Origin of the sequence: Acinetobacter halobius, assembly GCF_044130335.1 — a bacterium.
In the GTDB taxonomy this organism is placed as follows: Bacteria; Pseudomonadota; Gammaproteobacteria; order Pseudomonadales; family Moraxellaceae; genus Acinetobacter.
Genome location: NZ_JBIQOD010000011.1, coordinates 20,941 through 46,438 on the forward strand (window position 1 = coordinate 20,941; position 25,498 = coordinate 46,438).

The window sequence follows — 25,498 nt, forward strand, 5'->3', positions numbered from 1 at the left end:
TTCCTTATTCTCGAGCGAGTGCTGCAACAGGATCAAGTTTGGCTGCATTTTTTGCAGGTAAGAAACCAAACACCACACCAATTAAAGTTGAACAGACAAATGCGGCAATAATGGACGTGGTGGAATAAGCCACAGCAAAATTATCCCCTGCAAACTTCTCAATGATTTGCCCTAGTCCAAGGGAGAGTAGTACACCCAAAACACCACCAATTAGGCAGACTAGAATGGCTTCAATCAAGAACTGCTGTAAAATATCACTCTGACGTGCACCTACGGCCATCCGAACACCAATTTCTTGCGTCCGTTCTGTGACCGATACCAGCATAATATTCATCACACCAATACCACCAACTACCAATGAAATCACCGCAATAGCAGAAACCAATAGGGTCATGGTACTGGTGGTTTTTTCAATGGTTTGGCGAATACTGTCACTGTTCATGGTAAATACGTCTTGTTGACCATGACGTAGGGTGAGTAAGTTTACAATCGCATTTTCAGCAGCACTGGTTGAATATTTATCATTGATTTGCACAATAATATTGCGCACATTGCTCTGACCGAGCATACGGCTCATTACTGTCGTGTAAGGCATATAGACATTTAAGGTGTCATCAGAGCCCATAGCACTGTTTTGTGGTTCCACGATTCCAATAATGCGCGCAGGCACGCTGCCAAGTAAGACCACTTGACCGACAGGATCAGATCCGTCACTAAAGAATTGTTTTTGGGTGTTGGTATCAATGATTACGTCTTGGGTACGATCACGTACACTACGCTGATCAAAGGTTTGTCCACTTTTAAAGGTGAGACCTTTGACTGTAAAGTAGTCGGCACCAATTCCATTGATCGTGGCACTGGCTTCATTTTCTTGATAACGAATCGTTTTGGATGAACTCACCATGGGGCTGACAGCACTCACATAGGGTTGAGTTGCTAAAGCGTCGGCATCGCCTGGAACAAGCGTTTTGAAATTAGCCGTTTTAGAGTTGTCACCGAAGCCACGTCCCTGAAATACGGTAATGGTATTGGTTCCTAGGCTACTAATATTATTCAAAATCTGCTTCTGCGAGCCATTTCCTAATGCCACTACAGTTACGACAGACGCAATTCCGATAATAATACCGAGCATGGTCAAAAAAGTTCGCATGCGGTGAGCATTCATGGACAACAGTGCCATGCGGAAAGCTTCACCTAGACGGTCGAGCAAGGAGCGCCATGCTGAGACGCTTTTATTTTTTTCTTGCTGGGCAGAAATCGCAGTTTCTGCATCTGGATCTGTATGTAGTTCTGTGTCGTATTCGGGTTGATTAACTCGGTCGGCAATGATTAGACCATCACTGATTTCAATAATACGCGAGGCATTTTTTGCCACTTGCATGTCATGAGTGACCAAAATAATGGTATGGCCTGCGGCATTCAGTTCGCGTAAAATTCGCATTACTTCGATACCGCTATGCGAGTCTAATGCGCCTGTTGGTTCATCAGCGAGAATAACATCTCCACCATTCATTAGCGCACGTGCAATTGATACACGTTGTTGTTGCCCCCCAGAAAGTTGACTTGGACGGTTTTGAGTTTTGTTACCTAAACCTAGTTCCGTCAGTAGCGCAGTGGCTCTCTGCTTTCTTTGATAAGGGCTCACTCCAGCATAAACGGCAGGAACTTCGACATTTCCCTCGGCTGAGAGATCACCCAAGAGATGATAACGCTGGAAAATGAAACCAAAATACTCACGACGCAACTCAGCCAGTTGGTCTGGTTCAAGTTTGCCAGTTTCTCGTCCATTGACCTGATAACTACCCGAAGTTGGTCGATCAAGACAACCTAAGATATTCATGAGGGTCGATTTACCTGAACCCGATTGCCCGACAATGGCAACCAGTTCACCCTCATAAATGGTCAGATCAATCCCTTTGAGAATTTGTACAGTACTTTCGCCAGCTGGAAACTCTCGCACCAAATTGCTGACTTCAAGCAAGGCTCTTTTTGTCATGCTTACATTCCCATCGGTGGGCCGTTACGACGACGGTTGCTACTGTTTGCGGTTGCAGCAGCAGTATCAGAGCTGTCAGCAATGACCACTTGATCACCTTCTTTTAAGCCTGCAATAACTTGTGCATTGACACGGTTATTAATACCAACCAAGACTTGTTTAGGTTGAGCAGAACCATCTGCCTGTAAAACACGAACGACACTCACCGTTGCTTTGCCGTCTTTGACCAATTGTTGCTGTGCAGCATTTAATTTGAGACGCTCTAAGCGAGGAGCTTGTGGATGATCTGCATCAGATTTATTTTGTGCAGAAGATGCAGCCTCTGTATTAGAGTTACTACTACGATTTGCATTTGTAGTGCGGGTAGAAAGCGCAGAAGAAGGGACAAGCAAGGCATTTTTTGCAGAGTCAAGTACGATATATACTTGTGCTGTCATATCAATACGAAGTTTGCCATCGTGATTTGGCACATCAAATAGCGCATTATAATAAATAGCTGTACTTGTAGATGTACTGGTACTGGTGTCATCATCTGTAATTGAGTCTGGTGCAGGCTCAACCTGACGCAAACTTGCATAACGTTTGCTGTCATCCCCTAAAGTTGTAAAGTACACAGCTTGTCCTTTTTGCACTTTCATAATGTCCGCTTCACTGACCTGTGCCTTAATGGTCATATTTTGTAGCTTTGCAATTTTGACAATGGTTGGTGTACTTTGATTAGCATTCACCGTTTGACCTTCTTCAGTCACAATCGCAACAACGGTACCGTCAGTCGGTGCCACAATACGGGTATAACCAATATTGGTTTGAGCTGTTGATTTGGTCACTTTTGCAGATTCAATTTGTGCATCAATCGCTTTTATTTGGGCTTGGGCTGTTTTATAGCTTGCTTCGGCAGATTCTAATTCTGCTTTAGATGTTGCATCTTGGGCATACATTTGTTGTTGACGTTTATAGGCCAACTGCATTTCATTTAAGTTGGCTTCTTGTTGTAGGCGCTGCGCTTCCAGATTCTTAATATTTGCTTCTGCTGTTTTAAAGCTGTTTTCTTGGGTCGTTGAATCAATTTGAGCGATTAATTGTCCTTGTTTGACTTCGTCCCCTAATTGCACATACATTTTTTGTACTTGGCCTGATACCTGTGCACCGACACTTACCAGTTTGGTCGCATCTAAAGTGCCTGTAGCTAATACCGTGTTTTCAAGGTCGCCACGACTAACACTTTCGGTAATATATTGAGGTTGTTCTTGTTTTGGCTTGAAGTATGTCCATGCGACATAAGCAACTACAGCAATACAGAGTACTGCTATGATCATTTTAAAAGCTTTTATTTTTTGCATTGGAATCAGGGAGTAAACAAAATTAGGAACATTATAGAAGCGAAATACGGATAAATCGTGAATTTTTTGAACAAATAGAAATGATTATTATTTTAAAAATGAAGATACCGTGAATTTAAGCTGGAAAAAGTGATTTTCCACAGAGTGAGGCAATCGCTTGCATCACGACATGTTCTGCATTTTCATGTTGTAAACCCTTAATTGAAGCATCAATCCGTAGTAATAAATGGGGCCATGTCAAAAAACAGTGCGGATTTAGTCGACGTAAAGCGTGTTGATAGACGCTAACTTTATTTTTCCAAATGCCGAGTTGTAGCGCATTTTGTGGTTGTTCAAATAGTTGCATCAATAAACGCATTTCTTTGCTGATACTCCACAAAATCAGACTGAGAGGTTCGCCTGAAGCAATCAGATATTGATAAATTTTAATGGATTGCGCTAAATTTCCTTCGAGTAGGGCATCGCTTAAATCGAAGGTGCTATAACGGGATTGGTCTTGCAAACAAGCTTGTAAGTGATCAATTTGAATCAGTTCAACTTCAGCAAAAGTATCGCTGACACGCATCAAGCTGTTTTTTGCTGCAAGTAGGTTATGTTCATGATGCTGTTCTAACCATTGCCATGCATCCTGACTGAGTTTTATCCCCAGTTTATCTGCTTCAATGCCTAAAATCTGCTGACGATCCCGCGGATAATTCGCGGTCAGGGCCACATGCACACCATTGGCTTCAACAGTTTGAAAAAAGCCAGTTTTTAGGCTGGCACTGTCTTGCTTGGGCATCACGACCAAAAGCAAATTCTGTTCATTGTTTTGGATATAACTTTTTAGCAGCTTAAGGCCGTTGGCATCAGGCTTAATATTGCCATGAACTTCAATGGCTAACTGGCTGGAAAATAAGGATAAGCTGTTGAGTGCATTAAAGACATTTTTCCAATCATTAACATTATTAATGTCATGACGTTGCCGTTCGATCTCTTGTTTTTGCCAGCTGATCCGAAATGCATCTAGTAAGTTTTGTTCAAGTAATGGCTCTTGACCTTGCATCACCCACGCACCACGGGCTTCATCGACACGTTTTAAGGCTTGCAGATAGTCAAGTTTCATTCAATAACCTTATTGTTGGGCAGGGGGTAAACGATTCAAAGAAATCTGACGAACAATTTGTTGAGCAATATCATCGACGATGACTTGGTTCAAGTAAGTCTTTTCTTGATCATCGGTGTTGACGGTTTCAACGTTATATTGGTATGTACGTGTCGCGACAACTGTTCGTGGCTCCGTAATCGGGCGACCTTGCGCATCTTCAATACGGAAGGTGACGTTTAGTCGTAAAATGACTTCAATCAGTTTACCATTGAGTTCTAAACGCTGTGGTTTATAGTCTAAAACATGGAGTACATAGGCATCTGAACGATTGCTCAACTGAACCCCAGATGCACCAAGGTAGATGGCTAATTTTTCATGTAACTCATCAGTGTCTTTTGGCAGAACTAGATTTATTTTTGAATAAGCAATCGGTGTTGTACTCGGGTTGGTTCCTTTTAAATGAAAGCCACAACCGACTAAGCTTGCACCTAGGCCACAAGTTAAAACAATGGCTGCCAAACGTTTGCCTAAATGCATGTGTTGTCCTCTGTTTTGCTCTTTTTGATAAAAGAAAAATAATATGTCGTGATTGTATGTGCAAAGCCCGTTGACTGGCAACGGGCTTTGTTTGGGAATTGTTTATTCCTTTTCATTTCCGCCTCTTTTTGAAAGAGGTGAGAAGCAATGCTTCGCAAGGGAGATTTTCTAATAAAATCCCACCAAACCTCCCTTTATAAAAGGGAGGCTCAAAGGCTTTAAACCACCAAATTTACTAATTTATTGGGTACCACAATTTCTTTCTTGGTTGGACCCGTCAAGAATTGTTGAACTTCTGGCAAGGCTTTAGCTAAAGCAAGCAAATCATCTTTCGATACATCGACAGACACTTCTAATTTACCACGAAGTTTACCGTTGACCTGAACCACGATCGTTTGTGTATTTCGTACCAGTGCAGATTCATCTGCAGTCGGGAATAATACAGTGGTTAAATCCAACCCGAATTCAGCTAATAGCGTTTGACTCAAGTGCGGTGCAAATGGCGCAAGTAAGGTTAATAGAGTCGTGATTGATTCACGTGCAACAGCAACATCGTTATCAGTTTTCGCTTCAAACTTGTTGTTGGCATTTAACAGTTCCATCATTGCTGCAATGGCTGTGTTAAAGGCATGGCGGCGTTCAATGTCATCACCCACTTTTTGGATGGTTTCATGCGTTTTACGACGTAAATCTTGGGCTTCGGTAGATAATTGCGTTGTATCAATGCTAGATGCTGTATTGTCTTTCTCAAGGAAGTTTGCAACCAAACGCCAGACACGTTTCAAGAAACGGTTTGCACCTTCCACACCTGCATCTGACCATTCTAATGATTGATCTGGTGGAGCGGCGAACATCATGAAGACACGTGCTGTATCTGCACCGTACTGATCAATAATAGCTTGTGGGTCGATACCGTTATTTTTCGATTTCGACATTTTCTCTTGGCCACCAACAATGACTTCTTGACCGTCACCTTGGTATTTCGCAGACAGAATACGACCTTTTTCATCACGCTCAAGGTCGATATCCGCAGGGTTAAACCATGTTTTCTTGCCTGATTCCGCTTCACGGTAGTAAGTATCTGCCAAGACCATACCTTGGGTGAGCAAGTTGGTAAATGGTTCATTGCCTTGTACAACGCCTTCATCACGCATCAATTTGTGGAAGAAGCGTGCATAAAGTAAGTGCAGAATCGCGTGTTCAACACCACCGATATATTGGTTTACAGGAAGCCATGTTTGACTCGCAGCAGGATCAACCATACCGCCAGTAAAGTCTGGAGATGCATAACGTGCATAGTACCAAGATGATTCTACAAAGGTATCCAAAGTATCGGTTTCACGACGCGCATCGCCACCACAGCTAGGACACTTGGTTTCGTAGAACTCTGGCATCTTGTTCAATGGATTACCAGAACCGTCTGGAACGACGTCAGTTGGTAATACCACTGGCAATTGATCTTCTGGTACGGTGACTTGACCACACTTTTCACAGTTGATCATTGGAATTGGGCAACCCCAGTAACGTTGACGAGATACACCCCAGTCACGTAAACGGAATTGAACCTTAGCATTCGCTAAAGTTTGTGGTTCTAATTTTGCAAGGAAAGCATCAAACGCAGCTTGGAATTCCAAACCATCAAACTCGCCAGAATTCACCAATTTGCCATCTTTAGAACCGTACCATTCTTGCCATTCAGTTGCTGAGTATTCAGCATCATCAGCGCCTTTCGCATCAATCACTTGCTTGATTGGCAAGTTAAATTTATTGGCAAATTCAAAGTCGCGTTCGTCATGTGCAGGCACTGCCATCACAGCACCTGAGCCGTATGACATCAACACATAGTTCGCAATCCAAACAGGTAAGTCTTCACCTGTCACAGGGTGCTTCACAGACAGACCTGTTGCCATGCCTTTCTTTTCAGCAGTAGCTAAATCAGCTTCTGCGACTGAACCCATACGGCATTCTTCAATAAATGCAGCAAGTTCAGGATTGCCCGCTTCTGATTGGACGGCAGCCGCTTTCAGTGCCATAGGGTGTTCTGCTGCAACGGCAACATAAGTCACACCCATTAAGGTATCAGCACGCGTGGTGTAAACGGTTAAACCATCTGCATAGACTTCAGTGTTCGCAGAAGGGAAGGTGATTTCCATCCCCGTTGAACGACCAATCCAGTTACGTTGCATGGTCAAGACTTGTTGTGGCCAACCATCTTTTAAGGTATCTAAATCGTCTAATAATTCTTGTGCATAGTCGGTGATGCGGAAGTAGTACATTGGAATATCACGTTTTTCAACCAATGCACCTGAACGCCAACCACGACCATTTTCAACTTGTTCATTGGCTAAAACTGTCTGGTCTACAGGGTCCCAGTTCACAGTTGAAAGCTTACGATAGATCAAGCCTTTTTTGTACAGTTGTACGAACAACCACTGTTCCCAGCGGTAATATTCAGGGGTACAGGTCGCAAACTCACGATCCCAATCGACAGAAAGCCCCAATTTTTTTAACTGATCACGCATATATGCGATGTTTTCAAAAGTCCATTTTGCTGGCGCAACTTGATGAGCAATCGCAGCGTTTTCAGCAGGTAGACCAAATGCATCCCAACCCATAGGTTGCAGGACAGTTTCCCCTTTGAGACGGTGGAAACGGCTAATCACATCGCCAATGGTATAGTTACGCACATGACCCATATGCAGTTTGCCACTTGGGTAAGGGAACATCGAGAGGATATAACGATGTGGACCTTCTACAGTGTCTGCAACTTTAAAGGCTTTACGAGCTTCCCAGTCTTGTTGGACGGTAGGTTCAATCGCGCTCGCTTGATATTCGGGGTCAATGTGAGTAGTCATATACGTATGTTAAGAACAATGATTAAAAAAAGTTTGTTGCACAGCATAGCGCAAAATGCACCTAAAAGTGAATTTTGCACCATGATTTGTGCAGGAAATTAAAGAAGTTGAAAATATAGCTGAAACTGTATGAGTTGTTTAAATCGCAGGTTGAGCCCGTTGACCTTTTTGTAATGCTTTATTGGCGTCGCGTTGTTGGTTTTCCAATTCCACGGGTGCTGCGGGGGTTACAGTGGGTACAGCATCTGGTATTGCTGGTGTAGGACTCGGGACATTGCTTGGGGACGGTGCTTCTGTTGTCGTCTGTTGAGGCGAGTTCTTCCAACCATAAGTATCTATTTTACCTTGCTTCTTTGCTGTTTTGGGTGGTGGCGTGGTGGTGTAATGTGTCGAGCCTTGGCTGTCCACCCACTTATAATAGGTTTTGGCAAAGCTTTGTGTAGTCACCACGGTTAGCCCCATGCAAGCCAAACCTAGAAGCATTTTTGTAAACGGAAAACTCATCTGCGATTGTCCTTTTTATATCCCTAATCATTCGATTTGATTGGGTTTATCGTTATGGCTATTTTATGCTTATTTTTGAACAATAAAAATTGTTTGGCCTGTCTTTTCATCTAAGTTTTTTTGTGTTTTTTAGCTGTAATACTCAATTGACATCACAATATATGTGTTCTGGCACAGTTAGAAAGAAGAATAAACTTATAAAAATCTGTATATAAAAATGGGTTTAAGCCTAAAAACTTAATATGCAAAGTGCCGAAATAGTTTTAAAGCAAAGGTATTATTAAACTTATTTATGGATTTCATGACCTTTTTTTATTAATAAATTCAGAGCAATAGAAAATCATGGGTTTGAACTTTAAAAAATAAAGAAAAACTTTCCTCGTTTCTTTGATCAAGGTGCATAAAAAATAAACGGTCTGTAAATAAACAAAAAAAAGCTAATTTTTAAACTTGACATTAGTCACGAAACTCCTAAAAATGCTGTCTTTAGTTTTATATGCCTTTACTCGATCACCCTTCGATAAAGTGTCATTTCATGCAATGGACACGCTTTCTAGCCGAGACCGTGAACAAAGTAAAAAAATGTGTTTATCCCAACACATTTTAGATCTCATAGTGCTCAAACAGCATACAGATCAGAATTTTTTCCTATTGCTATGAAAACTAAGAAATATGTGTGCTATAACAGTGCAGACAATCAATGAATGAAACACTGCTGGTGCCTCCCACCATTGCAGTGATAAAGATTAGGGTGAATCACGTTGGAACTTTTATCTGGTGGTGAAATGCTCGTTCGCGCATTGGCGGACGAAGGCGTTGAACATGTATTTGGATACCCAGGCGGCGCAGTTTTACATATCTACGACGCGTTCTTTCAACAAGACAAAATCAATCATTACCTCGTGCGCCATGAACAAGCTGCTGGTCATATGGCCGATGCTTACTCGCGCGTAACAGGTAAGACGGGTGTGGTGCTCGTGACTTCAGGTCCGGGTGCAACCAATACTGTGACTCCAATTGCAACGGCTTATATGGACTCAATCCCAATGGTGATTTTGTCAGGTCAGGTTGCGTCACATTTAATTGGTGAAGATGCATTCCAAGAAACAGATATGGTCGGTATTTCTCGCCCGATCGTAAAACATAGTTTCCAAGTGCGCCATGCCAGCGAAATTCCTTCGATTATTAAGAAGGCTTTTTATATCGCATCTTCAGGTCGTCCAGGTCCTGTGGTGGTTGATATTCCTAAAGATGCAACTAATCCTGCTGAAAAGTTTGCTTACGAATACCCAGAAAAAGTGAAGATGCGTTCGTATCAACCACCGCATCGTGGTCACTCAGGTCAAATTCGTAAAGCCATTGAAGAGCTAATTCACGCAAAACGCCCTGTAATTTATACAGGTGGTGGTGTTGTACAAGGTAATGCATCAGAACAGTTGACTGAGTTGGCGCATATTCTAGGCTACCCAGTGACCAATACTTTGATGGGTCTGGGTGCCTTTCCAGGCAATGATCCACAGTTCATTGGTATGTTGGGTATGCATGGTACGTATGAAGCCAATATGACCATGCACAATGCTGATGTGATTTTGTGTATTGGCGCGCGTTTCGATGACCGTGTCACCAACAATCCTGCAAAATTCTGTCCAAATGCAAAAGTGATTCATATTGATATCGACCCTGCGACGATTTCAAAAACCATCATGGCGCATATCCCAATCGTGGGTGCGGTAGAACCTGTTCTTCAAGAAATGTTGACACAGCTCAAGCAGATGAATGTGTCTAAACCAAATCCTGAAGACATTGCCGCGTGGTGGGCACAAATCAATGAATGGCGTAAAGTTCATGGTTTGAAATATGACAAACCGACTGATGGTTCAATGAAGCCACAGCAAGTGGTCGAAGCGTTGGATAAAATCACCAATGGTGAAGCAATCATTACTTCTGACGTAGGTCAGCACCAAATGTTTGGTGCAAACTACTACAAGTATAAGCGTCCACGTCAATGGATTAATTCAGGTGGTCTTGGCACCATGGGTGTGGGCTTACCTTACGCGATGGCTGCGAAATTAGCTTTCCCAGACCAACAAGTAGTATGTATCACAGGTGAAGCATCCATCCAGATGTGTATCCAAGAGCTTTCGACGTGTAAGCAATATGACCTTAACGTAAAAATCCTCTGCTTGAATAACCAAGCTTTAGGGATGGTAAAGCAATGGCAAGATATGAACTATGAAGGACGTCATTCGAGTTCTTATGTAGATTCATTGCCTGACTTCCCTAAATTGATGGAAGCGTATGGTCATGTAGGTATTCAGATTAACCATGCCGATGAGCTTGAGTCTAAGCTTGCAGAAGCAATGGCAATCAACGATAAATGTGTATTTATCAACGTTATGGTTGACCGTACCGAGCATGTTTATCCAATGCTTATTGCAGGTCAGTCAATGCAAGATATGTGGTTAGGTAAAGGGGAGCGCACGTCATGAGACACATTATCTCTGTACTTGTAGAAAACGAAGCAGGTGCGCTTTCTCGTTTGGTGGGTTTATTTTCTCAACGTGGTTATAACATTGAGACCTTAAACGTTGCGCCAACCGAAGATCCGACTTTATCTCGTTTGACTCTAACGACTTATGGTGATGACCATAAAATTGAACAAATCACGAAGCAGCTCAACAAACTGGTTGAAGTTGTAAAAGTGGTTGATCTGTCTGAAGGTGCGCATATTGAGCGTGAATTGATGTTGATTAAGGTCAAATCACTTGGCTCGGCACGTGCTGAAATTAAACGAACTGCGGACATTTTCCGTGCGCAAATCGTGGATGTTACCCCAACGACTTATACCATTCAAATCGCGGGTACGACTGAAAAAATTGATGGTTTTATTGATGCATTAGCAGAGAATACCATTCTTGAAGTTGTACGTTCTGGTGTTTCAGGCATCGCGCGTGGCGAAAAAGTTTTAACCATTTAATTAATTAACACGATTCAACCTCCTTTTGATAAAAAGGAGGATTTCATCAAAAAATAAACTCTTGGTGAAATTACAGAATACAAAGCATTTTAGCGGAGACAGCAATGCAAATTTTTTACGATAAAGACTGCGACTTATCTATCATCCAATCTAAGAAAGTAGCGATCATTGGTTACGGTTCGCAAGGTCACGCGCATGCGCTTAACCTTAAAGATTCTGGTGTAGACGTAACTGTAGGTTTACGCGCTGGTTCTACTTCTTGGAAAAAAGCTGAAAATTCAGGTCTTAAAGTTGCTGAAGTTCCTGCTGCTGTAGCGCAAGCTGATGTAGTGATGATTTTGACTCCAGATGAGTTCCAATCACAGCTTTATCGTGACGTGATCGAGCCAAATATCAAAGAAGGTGCAACATTAGCATTTGCTCATGGTTTCTCTGTTCTTTATAACCAAGTTGTTCCACGTGCTGATTTAGACGTGATCATGGTTGCGCCAAAAGCACCAGGTCATACAGTACGTTCTGAATACCAACGTGGTTCAGGTGTTCCTGACTTAATCGCGATTCACCAAGATGCATCTGGTAATGCACGCAACGTAGCACTTTCTTATGCTTCAGGCGTAGGTGGTGGTCGTACAGGTATCATCGAAACTTCATTCCGTGAAGAAACTGAAACTGACCTATTTGGTGAGCAAGCAGTTCTTTGTGGTGGTGCAGTAGAGCTTGTTAAAATGGGCTTTGAAACTTTAGTTGAAGCAGGTTATGCACCTGAAATGGCTTACTTTGAATGCTTACACGAACTTAAGTTGATTGTTGACTTGATGTTCGAAGGTGGTATTGCAGACATGAACTATTCAGTATCGAACAATGCTGAATATGGCGAATACGTAACTGGTGTTGAAGTAATCAACGAACAGTCTCGTGAAGCGATGCGTAATGCACTTAAACGTATCCAATCTGGTGAATATGCGAAGATGTTCATTCAAGAAGGTGCGTTGAACTACCCATCTATGACTGCTCGTCGTCGTCAAAATGCAGCACATGGTATTGAAGTAACTGGTGGTAAGTTACGTGCGATGATGCCTTGGATTCAAGCAAACAAAATCGTAGATAAAGAAAAGAACTAATTTCTTGAATCAATTGATTTGAATGCGAAGACCCACTCTATTTGAGTGGGTTTTTTTATGTTTAAGCTTAGGTACCTCAACAAGATAAAAGCAGTGCTTTTATCTTTTTTTGTACCTTGGATTCAAGGAACAAACTCGTAGATAAAGAGATGACTAAGTTTTTAGTCTAGCTGATTTATATGCTATAAAAAATTGGCTTTGGCAGGTTTTTGTTTGGATAAGCACAATGATTTTGTATAAATATGTGAGCTTTGAAGCTGGCTTAAAGATTCTGGAAACGTGTGCTTTAGGTTTTTCGCATTTAGAGGATTTTAATGATCCATTTGAGGCTACTGCATTAGGTCTGACGGAGGGCAGTATTTCTCAAGCTGTTCGCTTTGGGGCATGCCGAAATCGCCTATCAAGAAAATATACCGTTCTTTCGCTTACTCGTGCACCACTAAATCCTCTAATGTGGTCTCATTATGGAGATTGTTATAAAGGAATGGTGATTGGAATAGATACGGTCAAAGCAGGTTTTGAAAATGATGAGCAATACATTATTCCAGCACATCGGGGAGAAATTATATATGTAAATACGGCACCCAAAGCTACAAATAATATCAATGATGAGGATTTAATGGCGATAGGGGATTCTTCAGTTATGAGTTGGAAAAAGCATGAACGTTTTTTAAAACATGCTTTTCTATATAAGTCTGTATGTTGGGCTTATGAGGAAGAAGTGCGTATTGTTAAAAATATCAGCAGTGCAAATTTTGCATATCACTATTCGAGTAAAAAAGAAGAAATAATAGACGGTCTGGTTTGGAAGAGATTGCAATTAGAAACAAGGCCAATCTATTTGCGCGACATACCAGAAGAAGCTTTTATGGAAATTTATATTGGTGAGAATTGTTATAGAGACCAGATGAGGAAGCAGAAAAATAAAGCACAACAGGATGTAGAATTGTCAGATCCAATTGAAAGACTAAAGGCTACATGTCAACGAAAAAGTATTTCTCTCTATCGTGTTGGCGTAGATGTAGAGCGTTGGTTGCTCATGAAACAAGAAATCAAATGATATATCGTAAATGTTGTATCTAGTTTCAGATAGTATTATGAGGGAGAGAATAAGTGCCTTAAATTTTTTAGCTAAAGTGCTACCAATCTAATAGTACTGGTATAAATAAATCAAAAGAATTTTGATTTATTTATAGTGTGATGTATACGCAGCTTCCAATAATGCCAATCTAAAAACTAAATTGTATTGATGTCACTAAAAGCTTTATAAAATTATTGGATTAATAATGTTTTTGTGGATTTTATTTTTCATAAAGAAAATCCTAGAAAAGAGTACTTGAGATTACATTTAGGTTTGAAGTGTCGGTTTAAGTTTTCTAAAACGCACATTCATGTAATTTTTAAGTTTGAAAGTGAGGTTTTGGTCATCTTATTCAATCCCTAGAACTGGGTAAATAGGATGTGAATAAACTTTCGGTTTTCATGAAGTAATCGCTATAAATGTATAAAATAGTTGAAAATTCAACTAAAAAAAGAATGAAAAATGAAATTTTCAGCAAAATAAGAAATTATTCAATCGAAGATGTAATGAAATGTAAAACTAAAATGTCATAAATTTCCAATATAAAACAGGGAACTATTTTAAATATTAAAATGCACAAAAAAAGTGCATCCCTGAAAGTTGTGTAACTATTTTTTGGGACTTCAAAAATATAGGATATATAAAAATATAAATAAAAATAGTTATTTAAATTTACTTTTTTAAAAAATGCGTACTTGTTGTCTTTTTGAGTGAAAAGGGGCGTATAGGTGGTTTTTTGTTCAGAATAACTACAATTAAAACACGCTTAACAAAAAGCTTGGTAGCCAAGAAAGGCCCAGTTTTGATTAAGGGTAACCATAACAATTAATCAGGTTTTAAAAATAAACGTCCCGGAGAATGGCTATGAATAAGTTAGTTCAAACATCTTTAATGGCAGTTGCATTAGGTCTTGGCTCAACAGCAGTTTTTGCTGATGATGAAGGTGGCGAAGCAGCACGTGGTGGTGGCGGATATAATTGGGGTAACTGTACTTCACTTGGTTGTGAAAAAGATATTCCAATTAAATTGGAAATTCCTAAAAAATGTGAAGTGCTCGGTGGTAGTGCCATTACGTTGAATAAAAATGGCGGAACTCAGAGTTCAACCTACACTGTGCGGAGTAATACCCACTATACGCTTAACATTCAAACAGCAAACACTGGTACAAGTGCCAGCACTTATGTGAAACATGAAGATGATGGTAGTGTTCGTGTACCAACAACAATTGTTACAAATAAAACAGGCGGTGGTGTGATTCCATTTGGTAACTCAAATCACAATGGTCTAGCTGATGATGTATACTCTGTATCTGTTACAAATGCAGCAGTAAGTGCCTTCCAACGTGCGGGTACATACAACGATACTTATAAAATTAAAGTTTACTACTAATCTGGTCAAACTAAGCCTAACTTGATCACAGTATCAGGTTAGGTTTTTTAAAATTATAATAAGGGGTGTAACATGAAAAGAATAATAGCAATTCTGGTGTCTTCGATGCTGTATATGTCGGGAACACATGCTGGTGTTTCAGTTGACCCAGTCCAAATGTATATTCAAAATCCCGCAAAGCAAAGAACAACAACATTAACCCTAGAATCTAAAGATGAGACAGAAAAGCGAATTTTTGAAGTTAAAGCATTTAAGTGGACTCAAAAAGACAATGGCGAAAATGTGCTTGAGCCTGACAATAGTTTAATTATTAACCCTAAGAATTTTATTTTACAAGCCAATGGCAAGCAAACCATTCGCGTCGGTTTTAATCGTCCGGTAGAGTCGGTTTTAGAAGGGCAACAAGAAGGGACATGGCGTGTGATTGTTGATGAAATTCCACAGGCTGTAAAAGAATCTTCAGTAAATTTTCTGGTCAGCTTTAATTTACCCCTCTTTGTTGGTAAGCAGGAAGATGTTAAACTAAATTTCAACGTTGAAAATAATAAGTTGATTGTTAAAAATAATGCAAAATCGCATATTCAAATCGCAAATTTGAAAATTGTAGATGCAAATAAAAAAGAAGTTTTTAAAACGGAAACCATGAATTATTTGCTTGCAAATAAAAGTATGTCTTATGATCTAAACAATACACGAATAACAAACCCTAAAAATTATTACGTTCAATTGTTTACAGATAAGAACGATAAAATGGTGGAACTCAAATTCTCGGATTAGTCCAAGGTGGGGGGTGTAATGAATACGAAAATAAAAATACTGATCGTTATTCATTTTTTTTTAGCACTCAATGTAAATGCCAGTGAGGGTGTGCTGGAAGAAAATATTGCGAACCTTTGGATTAATGATCTAGATCATCATACAGATGTCGCCTTATTAAAGCAGGGCGATCAATATTATCTTGAATGTCAGGTACTGGCAGAACGTCAAATTTCAACTGCGCAATTAAAAACCTTAGCTTCGCGACCAGAATTCTGCTTGGTGTCATCAAGTGGTGTTCAGTCAACTTTTGATGATTCATCGCAATCCATTAAGCTCACGATTCCAACAGAACTTTTTGAAACGGACTTTAATGCATTAAACAATAACATCATTCCTGAAAAGGCCAGTTTTGGTGGCTTTATTAATTATGATTTCGTATATGCCAATAGCAATAATAATGACTCTTATAGTGGCTTGATGGAGTTAGGGGTTTTTAAAGATTACTGGATCATGAAAAACTCCATGCTATACCAGAACACCCCTACAGATGAACGGGTGGTGCGACTCAGTAGTAGTGTTGATTTTGAATTTCCCAAAAATATGACTCGGTTAACCATCGGTGATACCACTACAACCTATAATCCCTTGATTAATTCTCTACGTTTTGCGGGATTGAATTGGGGAACAAACTATACCGAGAGACCAAACTTTATTTATTGGAATATGCCAAGTTTACAAGGCAGTGCGCGGGTTCCTTCCACAGTTGATTTGTATATCAATGGAGTAAATATATACAGCCAGAAAGTCAGTCCTGGTGATTATAATTTATTAATGGGTGCGCAAATTCAACAAGCAGGTAATGCTCAAATTGTCGTTGAAGATGTACTTGGAAATCGAAGTGTGCAGAGTTTTCCGATCATGGTAACCAATCGGCTGCTACGCTCAGGTTTGAATGAATATAGTATTGCTGTTGGTAAATTACGTTATAACTATAATATGGACAGTAGTGATTATCGTGATTTCTTTGTAAATACTTATTATCGAAAAGGACTGACAAACTCTACAACGCTTGGAACAAACTTGTCATACAGTAAAGATATACAAAATGTAGGCTTTATGTGGACACAGGCTGTTAGCAATATTTTCGTTTTGGATAGTGTAGTCCTTGCATCTCATGATGATGATAACCAGTTTAATTATTCTTATGGATTATCTGCAAGTAAAGACTTTGGCCGTTTCTCAATGGGAGCAAGTTCTAAATATACAGAGAGGAATTTTAAATTTCTTGGAGATGAATTAGGGGTTTCTTCTAATTACCCAAAATTTGAAAATCTTGCTTACTTTGGTATGAGTAATGTGCCGTATTTACAGAATGTTAATATTAATTATGCCGAACAAAAATATTATGATGACCCCGATTTTCCGAATAGTGATCAGAAAGTCATTAATATTGGCTTTAATCGAAATTTCGGACGTAGAGTCTCCTTTGGTTTAAGTTATTTCAATGCTTTTGGTGATCGTAAGGATTCTGGGGGGATTTTGTCACTTAGTTATAGTTTTGATGATAAGTCGGTTTATTTTAGTCAGTCAGCAGATCAGAATACCAACCTTCAATTGGTTAAATATGACTCTAATCAGGTTGGTTTCGATTATTCAGTTGGGGTCAATCGTCGTAATGATGAAACGATGTTTAATGCAAATGGTGTAGTAAAAACTGACGTGGGTGATTTGGACTTCTATCATATTCAAGGTCGTGATGATCGCGAAACACAGCTAAACTACCGAGGTGCAGTAGTCTGGTTAGGTAATAAACTCAGTTTCACTAAAATGGTCGACAATGCATTTACATTGGTTAAAGTGGGTGATTATCAGGATATTGATATTTTGAGGTCACTGACTTATGTTGATAAAACCAATAAAAAAGGCTATGCGTTTATTCATGATATTATTCCATATGTAAAATATGATATTGCATTTGATCAAAATCAATTACCTGTGGAAGATAAAATACAATATTCAAATAAACAATTAACAGCATTGAACCAACGTGGTTATATTATAGATTTTCCTGTTTTTCATGCAAAACAAGTCAATATAAGACCATTAGACAGTAATAATAATACTTTTGCACCAGGCTCTGAACTTTATATTAATAATAATGGTGAAGGGGAAGTTTATCCGATTTCTACTGATGGTAGTGTCATGCTTTATGGTTTGATTCCTGGTACATATAATATACAGATTAAAACCAAAGATGCGCGCAGTTGTTCAGCAGAACTCAATATTACAGATACAGTAAATGAAGAGAATCAACCAGCAATGGATCTTCATTGTAAATAGATGGAGTAGTAGTGCCATGAAACTGAGAGTTGTTTTATTCGTGTTTTGTGTAGGAGCATCAGCTTTGACCTATGCAAAACAGTGTCAAATTGAGCGCTTAACCTCAAGCCAGCTGAATTTGAGTTCTTCCTATCTAAGTCAGGCTGCGACTTCTTTTTCAGTCGCATGCGATAGTAATTATGCGATTAAGTTTAATTCTCGTAATTTAATGAATGCAACGGGTAGCAGTTATTTAGTGAATGAGAAAAATCATAAACTAAGAACGCAAATGAATATTTCGGGTGCGAGTGCTTCGCGTTGGAATAGTCCTATCTCACAACCTGCAACTGCACAAAGTAAGTTTGTGGTATTGGTGCAATTGATGGAGCGACCAACGGCATTGACGCCGGCTGGAGTTTATCGAGATAACCTTTATATTAACTTAATGTTTTAAACGAAGTGTAATGCTTCATATATAAAAGATATGGCCAAGTGGCCTATCTTTTTGCGTGGGGAGTGTTAAATTAGTTTCATCATTCAATCATCAAACTGTCAAATAGTTCAGTTAAGCTTTACTTAAAATAAGAAAAGTTTGGTGTAGTATGATCGGTTCAATGACAACAAAATTATTCAAACAGCACAATTTCCCCGAACCACAGCGGTTTTATTTAAAACAACAACATCAACAAAATTTTCAGCAAGAGCTTTCCCTGCTTCAAGAAACTCTTAAGCCTAAATTAAAAATTACTATCGTGACTGAAACATGGTCACCAGAAATCAATGGTGTCGCAAATTCACTGTTACAATTATGTAAAGGCTTGCAAAAACAGGGGCATCGCATTCAGTTGATTCGCCCAATACAAAAAAATATATGCACAGAGTTTCAGGCCGAACAGGAGTGTTTGGTCTGGGCGAAAAGTATTCCAAAATATACGGAGATGCAATTTGGCATGCCTCAGTATGTCAAAGTCAGCAAGGCGATTGAGCGTTTCAGTCCAGATGTCGTGCATATTGTAACGGAAGGCCCTTTGGGATTGACTGCACTGTATGCCGCTCAAGCACATCAAATTCCAGTATCTAGTGGCTTTCATTCAACTTTTCATGATTTTAGTCGCTTTTTTGATTTGGCTTTGCTGGTAAAGCCGATTGAAAGCTATCTTCGTTGGTTTCATAACCATACGGTACTCACTTGTGTGCCGAGTCAAACCACGTTAAATCAACTTCAGGATTTTGGAGTGACCTGTCCTTTGGTTGAGGTTGGACGAGGGGTAGATACCATACGTTTTCAGCCAGAACATCGCTCGGAACAAATGCGTCTGTATTGGCAAGCAGATGCAAATACCACTGTGCTTTTATATGTAGGGCGTTTATCTCCTGAAAAAGAGGTGGATGTGCTCATTCAAAGTTATTTGAATATCAAGAAGCAGTCATCACGCAAATTTAAAATGGTGATTGTGGGGGATGGGCCAGATCGTAAGCGTTTAACGGAGATGGCCAATGGTTCAGATGTGATTTTTACAGGCAGCTTAACAGGACAGTCACTCGCTCAAGCCTATGCCAGTGCGGATGTTTTTGTTTTTGCTAGTCAAATAGAAACTTTTGGCAATGTGGTACTTGAAGCGATGGCAAGTGGTTTACCTGTGGTGGCGTATAATTATGCAAGCCCGCAGCGATATGTCCAACATGGAAAAACAGGTTGGCTGAGTCCTTTTGGACAGGTGGCACATTTTATGCAAACGATTATACAGTTGCCAGCGCAAACTGTACTTAAAACCATGGGTGCTCAAGCGCGTCAAGATATTGAAAGTGTTGGTTGGCAATATCCTGTGAAACAGTTTGAGCAAGCTTTATATCAGGTGGCGAGTCTAAAAGCATCATCATCACTTCGTGGTTAAAATTGTAAATGAGTGCGGGTATTTATGGATGAGTTTAGTGAAGATCATCAAACTGTCAAAAATATCCTTTAAAATGAAGCGTAATAAAATCCCTTAGACGGGCTAAAATCGTCGGCATAACAATGATTTTCCAGCTGAACTTTCAACGTTGTTGTTAAGGAGAAGTGGTATGAATCTTAAAACTGCAAAAATAAGAATATTAGATTTAGATCTAAAGGGCTGTGTTTATCTTAATCATTTTTCCCATTCACAGACAGTAGCCAATTTTTTCAAACGAATCAGCCGATTGGGCGATGGTGTTTTTTGGTACACCATGTTGGCTTTAACTTGGCTGTTGCAAGGTCTAGTCTACAGTCTGCAAATTGTGTATTTGGTTTTGGGTTCACTATGCGGTACTTTGATTTATAAGGTTCTAAAAATAAAAACGATTCGTCCACGACCTTATCAAGTGCATCAGGTGATTCGAATGGGTGAGCGACCGCTTGATCATTTTAGTTTCCCTTCAGGTCATACCTTACATGCGGTGATGGTGAGTACATTGCTAGGTTTCGTACAGCCAATTTTATTGATCCTTATGTTGCCTTTTACTGTTTTGGTCGCTGCATCTCGGATGATTTTGGGGCTACATTATCCAAGTGATGTTTTGGTCGGGGCTGCAATTGGCGCGGTTGTAGCAGTGGCTTTAATTTGTAGTGCACCACTTTTAAATATCGTGTTGTAAAAAAGTGCAGTTTTGCACAAAACAGACTAACGCTTAAATTTCAGAGTTTGCTACAGTACAGCATCTTCTATATTGTGATGAGACGCCACTATGGGCTTACGTTGGTCGGACACTATTGATATTGCTATTGAGCTCTATGAAGCTCATCCAGATGTCGATCCGCAGTGGATTCGTTTTACAGATTTACATGCGTGGGTGTGTGCCTTACCAGACTTTAGTGATGATCCTAACAAGTCAACTGAAGGGTTGCTTGAGGCAATTCAGATGGCATGGATTGACGAAGCACGATAATCCGTGCATCGAAAAAAGCAACTTTTTACAGAGTAAAAGCAGATAATTGTGCATTATCTCGGTATAATGCGCCAAAATTTTCATGTCTACATTGACTTAAGGAGCCAATCATGGCTATTGAACGTACTTTATCTATCGTAAAACCAGACGCAGTTGCTAAAAACCACATCGGTGACATTTTTGCTCGTTTTGAAAAAGCTGGTCTTCAAATCGTTGCAACTAAAATGAAACACTTGACTCAAGCTGAAGCTGAAGGTTTCTACGCAGAGCACAAAGAACGTGGTTTCTTTGCTGACTTAGTTGCGTTCATGACTTCTGGTCCAGTTGTTGTTTCAGTGCTTGAAGGCGAAAACGCAGTTCTTGCTCACCGCGAAATCCTTGGCGCAACGAATCCTAAAGAAGCAGCTCCAGGCACTATCCGCGCTGACTTCGCTGTAAGCATCGACGAAAACGCTGCTCACGGTTCTGACTCTGTAGCATCTGCTGATCGTGAAGTGAACTACTTCTTCGCTCAAACTGAGATTGCTCCGCGTACTCGTTAATTCGAAGTATTCAAACCAGATAAGTGTTATTATACTTATCTGGTTTTTTTATTCCCTGAATATATTTCTGCTCGTTTATTGAGCTTCTCCTTTCATCGTTAGACATGGTTTAGGTAATACACATGAGTACTGAAGTGGTCGCTGTCTCTACAGTTTCGGCTGAACAGCAACAATCTCCATCCGCTCCTGCACAGCAAAATTCTGTTGCGAAAGTGAACTTACTTGGCATGTCACGTCCGCAGCTTGAAAAATTCTTCGAAGATCTGGGAGAGAAAAAATTTCGTGCAGGACAGGTGATGAAATGGATTCACCAATTTTTTGTGACTGATTTTGCTGAGATGACCAATATCTCAGGTAAATTACGTGAAAAACTTGAAAAGTTGTGTGAAATTAAAGCACCTGAAGTGGTACATAAGAATTATTCTAAAGATGGTACCCGTAAATGGGTTTTTCGTGTCGGTGAGGGCGAAGGCTCTTTGGTTGAAACTGTATTGATTCCTGCTGAACATCGTAGTGGTTTACGCCGTACTTTATGTATCTCATCTCAAGTCGGCTGTGCACTGGATTGTTCATTTTGTTCAACGGGTAAACAAGGTTTTCAGCGCGACTTAAACCCAGATGAAATTATTGGTCAGTTGTGGGTTGCAAACTATTCTTATATGGAAGATGTGCCTGTAGCTGAGCGTGAGCGTTCGGTAACCAACGTGGTGATGATGGGCATGGGCGAGCCATTACTCAACTATGATGCCGTATTGAGCTCAATGCGTATCATGCTAGACGATTTTGCTTATGGTATGTCTAAACGCCGTGTGACCTTATCGACTTCAGGTGTGGTCCCGAAAATTGATCAATTGGCACAAGATATTGATGTTGCATTGGCAATCTCCTTACACGCGCCAAATGATGAACTGCGGAATGAGTTGGTTCCAATCAATAAAAAATATCCATTGGCACAATTGATTGCAGCATGTCAGCGGTATATCGCCAAAGATGGCAATGAAAGTGCGCGTAAGCATGTCACGATTGAATATGTGATGTTGGATGGGGTGAATGATCATCCTGAGCATGCGCAGCAGATGATTAAATTGTTGAAGAACTTACCAAGTAAAATTAATTTAATTCCATTTAATCCATTTCCACATGCGCCTTATGGTCGTTCAAGTCGCAACCGCATTATTTCTTTCCAAAAAACTTTGTCTGATGCAGGATTTGTGTGTACGATTCGTCAAACGCGTGGCGATGATATTGATGCTGCCTGCGGACAGTTGGTGGGCCAAGTAGCGGATCGAACTCGTCGTGCAGAGCAGTGGAAAAAGAAAGTAGCAGAGAAAAACGAAATTCTACGTTCACAAGGATAATATAAGGGGATGCCAATTGAAAAAACCCGTTTCTAAACTTTACCTTGCACTGACATTGGGTGTGTCTGTGTGGTACTTAGTGGGTTGCCAAACCGTGAATACGAAAGGTGATCCGACGAAAGCAGTACAAGTTAGAACTCAGTTGGCAGCTGAATATATTAAGTCAAACGATTATGATACGGCGAAACGTACATTAGATCAGGCCTTAGACATCGACTCACGTGATGCATCTGCAAATATGATGATGGGTGTGCTGTTACAACGCGAAGGTAGTCCGCAAAATGTGGCAAAAGCTGAGCGCTATTTCAAGCATGCCATTGCGACTGAGCCAAAAAATGCACAGGCTCGTAACAACTACGGTACGTATTTATATCAAATTGGGCGTTATAATGACGCGATTGATCAACTTCAAGTTGCTGCTTCAACTTTGGGCTATGATCAACGTTATCGAGCATTCGAAAATTTAGGTCGTGCGTATATTCAGGTAGGTCGAGTAGCCGAAGCAGAAGCTGCTTTTAAACAAGCCCTACAGGTGAGTTCAAATGCCTATCTTGCCATGATCGAAATGGCGGAAATTTTATATTTACGCCAACAATACGCTGAAGCGACACAATATTATGAACAATTTGTGCGAGCCGTTGGCGAGAAAAACTTAGATGCGCGTGCGCTTTGGATCGGTATCCGAATTGTACGTGCAAACCATGACACTTTGGGGTCGCAAGTACTGGTCAATCAGCTACGTGCCTTGTACCCAGATAGTCAAGAATACAAACGTTATTTGCAATTACAGTACACTACTGAGGCCGTATGGAAGTAAATCCTAATTCACCACAATCGAATGGTTCTAGCAATGCTTTAGGAAATATCCAGCGTCCAGGTGATTATCTTCGTCAAATTCGTATTGCACAAAAACGTGAATTAAGCGACGTTTCGAAAGAGCTCAATATTCCACTCAAGACATTAACTGCACTTGAGCAGGACGAATATACGGCACTTCCAGAAGCTACGTTTATTAAAGGTTACTATCGTACCTATGCGAAGTACCTGAAAGTGGATGCAACTACGATTATCCAACGTTTCGATGACATCTATGCCAATGATACGGGACTTCTGCCGAATCATGCTTTGAATAATTCGCCAATTAAAATTATGGGCAAATTGCCAGGTTCTAATCGCGACCGCAATCGTAAGTGGTTGAAACGCGGACTAGTTGCAATTGTTGTTATTGCCATTTTGGCAGCATTATTTGGTGTCATTCAAAATTGGTCAGGTGGTGCTGATGAGACGACAGCTCAACAAGCAGAATCAGATGTTCAAATTATTAATATGAATGGCGCTGCTGCAACCACAGGGGATCAGTTGAAACTTGAGTTCAATCGCCCAACATCTGTGCATATTGTTGATTCAACAGGTAAAGTTTTGGCAACAGGTCGTCAGGCTTCAACACTTGAGTTGTCTGGAGAGACCCCTTTTCAAATTCGTATTGATGATGCGGCTGCTGTGTCACTCAGCTTAAATAATGAAAGTATTTCATTGTCACCATATACCGTCGGTGGAAAAGCAGATTTCCGCTTGTCACGTTAATGGGATCAAGGAAAAGCCATGATTGTAAATCCAATTAAACGCAAGCCTACTCGCAAAATTCGTGTGGGTTCAGTCTATGTCGGTGGTGATGCACCGATCAGCATTCAAAGTATGACCAATACCGAAACTTGTGATGTTGAGGCAACATTGGCACAAATTCAGCGTTGTGCAGATGTAGGTGCAGACATTATGCGTGTTTCTGTGCCAACGATGGAAGCGGCAGAAGCTTTTGGTGAGATTCGTAAGCGTTCATCGGTGCCTTTGGTTGCAGACATTCACTTTGATTACAAGATTGCACTGCGTGTTGCAGACTTGGGAGCGGACTGTTTGCGCATTAACCCGGGAAATATTGGCTCTGAAGCCAAAATCCGTGAAGTGGTAGCCGCGGCGCGTCATAACGATATTTCTATGCGTATTGGGGTGAATGCAGGTTCACTAGAGAAAGATATTCAAAAGAAATATGGTGAGCCGACTGGTCAGGCATTGCTAGAGTCGGCGATGCGCCATATTGATATTCTGGATCGTTTAGATTTCCACGAGTTCAAAGTTTCAGTGAAAGCATCCAATGTGTTCTTAACCATGGACGCTTATCGCCTACTTTCACAGCAAATTGATAATCCTTTACACCTTGGTGTAACAGAAGCGGGGATTTATCGAACAGGTTCGGTGAAGTCTGCGATTGCATTGGGCGGTTTGCTGTTGGATGGCATTGGTGACACCATGCGTATTTCTTTGGCAGCGGAACCTGAAGAAGAGATTAAGATTGGCTTTGATATTTTAAAATCACTTAGTCTTCGCTCAAATGGCATTAACTTTATTGCTTGTCCGAGCTGTTCACGTCAAGAGTTTAACGTGATTTCAGTGATGCAGGCTTTAGAAGAACGTTTAGAAGATATTCGTACCCCAATGGATGTGTCGGTGATTGGGTGTAAAGTGAATGGTCCGGGTGAAGCCAAAGAAGCCGATATTGGTGTAGTTGGTGCAAGTCCACGTTCACTGGTGTATCGTAATGGCGAAAAGAGCCATTTAATTGACACAAATCAGTTGGTTGACGAAATCGAAGCGATGGTTCGTCAACGTGTTAGCGATCTTGAAGACGCTAAAGCTAAAGAGATTATTCGCACAAGTTTTTCTGAGTAGAT

At 40.5% G+C, this 25,498-nt stretch carries 22 protein-coding genes; 16 read left to right on the plus strand and 6 right to left on the minus strand.

Translation table 11 applies throughout. The features are described 5' to 3' along the window. Window positions 1–4: 4 nt before the first annotated feature. The 6 genes from ACE01U_RS10745 to ACE01U_RS10770 all read right to left on the minus strand — a co-directional run bounded on the left by ACE01U_RS10745 (window position 5) and on the right by ACE01U_RS10770 (window position 8,298). Window positions 5–1,996 (minus strand): MacB family efflux pump subunit, encoded by a 1,992-nt coding sequence (locus tag ACE01U_RS10745; protein ID WP_110974647.1) that lies wholly within the window; start codon window positions 1,994–1,996, stop codon window positions 5–7. 2 nt (window positions 1,997–1,998) lie between these two features. After that, window positions 1,999–3,336, minus strand: coding sequence for a MacA family efflux pump subunit (locus ACE01U_RS10750; protein WP_086210468.1), 1,338 nt, complete (start codon window positions 3,334–3,336; stop codon window positions 1,999–2,001). Window positions 3,337–3,451: 115 nt separating this feature from the next. After that, window positions 3,452–4,441, minus strand: a complete 990-nt coding sequence (gene holA / locus ACE01U_RS10755) for a DNA polymerase III subunit delta (protein ID WP_086210467.1) — start codon at window positions 4,439–4,441, stop codon at window positions 3,452–3,454. 9 nt (window positions 4,442–4,450) lie between these two features. Further along, complete coding sequence (locus ACE01U_RS10760) at window positions 4,451–4,960, minus strand: LPS-assembly lipoprotein LptE (protein ID WP_395579432.1); 510 nt, start codon at window positions 4,958–4,960, stop codon at window positions 4,451–4,453. Window positions 4,961–5,178: 218 nt separating this feature from the next. Beyond that, complete coding sequence (gene leuS / locus ACE01U_RS10765) at window positions 5,179–7,815, minus strand: leucine--tRNA ligase (RefSeq protein ID WP_395579433.1); 2,637 nt, start codon at window positions 7,813–7,815, stop codon at window positions 5,179–5,181. Window positions 7,816–7,953: 138 nt separating this feature from the next. After that, window positions 7,954–8,298: a DUF4124 domain-containing protein gene (locus ACE01U_RS10770; protein ID WP_395579488.1), complete on the minus strand. Its 345-nt coding sequence runs from the start codon at window positions 8,296–8,298 to the stop codon at window positions 7,954–7,956. 782 nt (window positions 8,299–9,080) lie between these two features. Between ACE01U_RS10770 and ACE01U_RS10775 the strand changes: the two genes are divergently transcribed. The 16 genes from ACE01U_RS10775 (at window position 9,081) to ispG (ending at window position 25,496) form a co-directional block, all read left to right on the plus strand. Beyond that, complete coding sequence (locus tag ACE01U_RS10775) at window positions 9,081–10,808, plus strand: acetolactate synthase 3 large subunit (protein ID WP_086210464.1); 1,728 nt, start codon at window positions 9,081–9,083, stop codon at window positions 10,806–10,808. Continuing rightward, entirely contained in the window at window positions 10,805–11,296 is a 492-nt protein-coding gene (gene ilvN, locus ACE01U_RS10780) for an acetolactate synthase small subunit (protein WP_004697653.1), read from the plus strand. Before ACE01U_RS10775 ends, ilvN begins: the two co-directional genes overlap by 4 nt. 104 nt (window positions 11,297–11,400) lie before the next feature. Then, window positions 11,401–12,417: a ketol-acid reductoisomerase gene (ilvC, locus tag ACE01U_RS10785; protein WP_086210463.1), complete on the plus strand. Its 1,017-nt coding sequence runs from the start codon at window positions 11,401–11,403 to the stop codon at window positions 12,415–12,417. Window positions 12,418–12,643: 226 nt separating this feature from the next. After that, a complete protein-coding gene (locus ACE01U_RS10790) occupies window positions 12,644–13,477 on the plus strand; it encodes a DUF2971 domain-containing protein (RefSeq protein ID WP_395579434.1) in 834 nt (277 codons plus the stop codon). 885 nt (window positions 13,478–14,362) lie between these two features. Next, the gene (locus ACE01U_RS10795) at window positions 14,363–14,887 is read left to right on the plus strand and encodes a hypothetical protein (protein WP_086210462.1); all 525 of its coding nucleotides are present in this window, start codon (window positions 14,363–14,365) and stop codon (window positions 14,885–14,887) included. A 72-nt stretch (window positions 14,888–14,959) separates the two neighbouring features. Then, window positions 14,960–15,664: a fimbrial biogenesis chaperone gene (locus tag ACE01U_RS10800; RefSeq protein WP_086210461.1), complete on the plus strand. Its 705-nt coding sequence runs from the start codon at window positions 14,960–14,962 to the stop codon at window positions 15,662–15,664. 18 nt (window positions 15,665–15,682) lie between these two features. Continuing rightward, window positions 15,683–17,986 carry a fimbria/pilus outer membrane usher protein gene (locus ACE01U_RS10805; RefSeq protein WP_119064696.1) on the plus strand — a complete coding sequence of 768 codons (2,304 nt, stop codon included), beginning with the start codon at window positions 15,683–15,685 and terminating at the stop codon, window positions 17,984–17,986. A 16-nt stretch (window positions 17,987–18,002) separates the two neighbouring features. Next, entirely contained in the window at window positions 18,003–18,419 is a 417-nt protein-coding gene (locus ACE01U_RS10810; protein ID WP_086210459.1) for a hypothetical protein, read from the plus strand. Between the two features lie 148 nt (window positions 18,420–18,567). After that, complete coding sequence (locus tag ACE01U_RS10815) at window positions 18,568–19,860, plus strand: glycosyltransferase family 4 protein (RefSeq protein WP_395579435.1); 1,293 nt, start codon at window positions 18,568–18,570, stop codon at window positions 19,858–19,860. 169 nt (window positions 19,861–20,029) lie between these two features. After that, window positions 20,030–20,581 carry a phosphatase PAP2 family protein gene (locus ACE01U_RS10820; RefSeq protein WP_086210457.1) on the plus strand — a complete coding sequence of 184 codons (552 nt, stop codon included), beginning with the start codon at window positions 20,030–20,032 and terminating at the stop codon, window positions 20,579–20,581. Between the two features lie 90 nt (window positions 20,582–20,671). Further along, complete coding sequence (gene iscX / locus ACE01U_RS10825; RefSeq protein ID WP_086210456.1) at window positions 20,672–20,872, plus strand: Fe-S cluster assembly protein IscX; 201 nt, start codon at window positions 20,672–20,674, stop codon at window positions 20,870–20,872. 110 nt (window positions 20,873–20,982) lie between these two features. Beyond that, window positions 20,983–21,414 carry a nucleoside-diphosphate kinase gene (ndk, locus tag ACE01U_RS10830; protein WP_004697669.1) on the plus strand — a complete coding sequence of 144 codons (432 nt, stop codon included), beginning with the start codon at window positions 20,983–20,985 and terminating at the stop codon, window positions 21,412–21,414. Window positions 21,415–21,536: 122 nt separating this feature from the next. Continuing rightward, entirely contained in the window at window positions 21,537–22,772 is a 1,236-nt protein-coding gene (gene rlmN / locus ACE01U_RS10835; protein WP_119064694.1) for a dual-specificity RNA methyltransferase RlmN, read from the plus strand. A 16-nt stretch (window positions 22,773–22,788) separates the two neighbouring features. Beyond that, on the plus strand, window positions 22,789–23,589 hold the full coding sequence (gene pilW / locus ACE01U_RS10840) for a type IV pilus biogenesis/stability protein PilW (protein ID WP_395579436.1): 801 nt from the start codon (window positions 22,789–22,791) through the stop codon (window positions 23,587–23,589). Then, window positions 23,580–24,356: a helix-turn-helix domain-containing protein gene (locus tag ACE01U_RS10845; protein ID WP_086210454.1), complete on the plus strand. Its 777-nt coding sequence runs from the start codon at window positions 23,580–23,582 to the stop codon at window positions 24,354–24,356. Before pilW ends, ACE01U_RS10845 begins: the two co-directional genes overlap by 10 nt. An 18-nt stretch (window positions 24,357–24,374) precedes the next feature. Beyond that, window positions 24,375–25,496 carry a flavodoxin-dependent (E)-4-hydroxy-3-methylbut-2-enyl-diphosphate synthase gene (gene ispG, locus ACE01U_RS10850; RefSeq protein WP_086210453.1) on the plus strand — a complete coding sequence of 374 codons (1,122 nt, stop codon included), beginning with the start codon at window positions 24,375–24,377 and terminating at the stop codon, window positions 25,494–25,496. The last annotated feature ends 2 nt before the right edge of the window (window positions 25,497–25,498 follow it).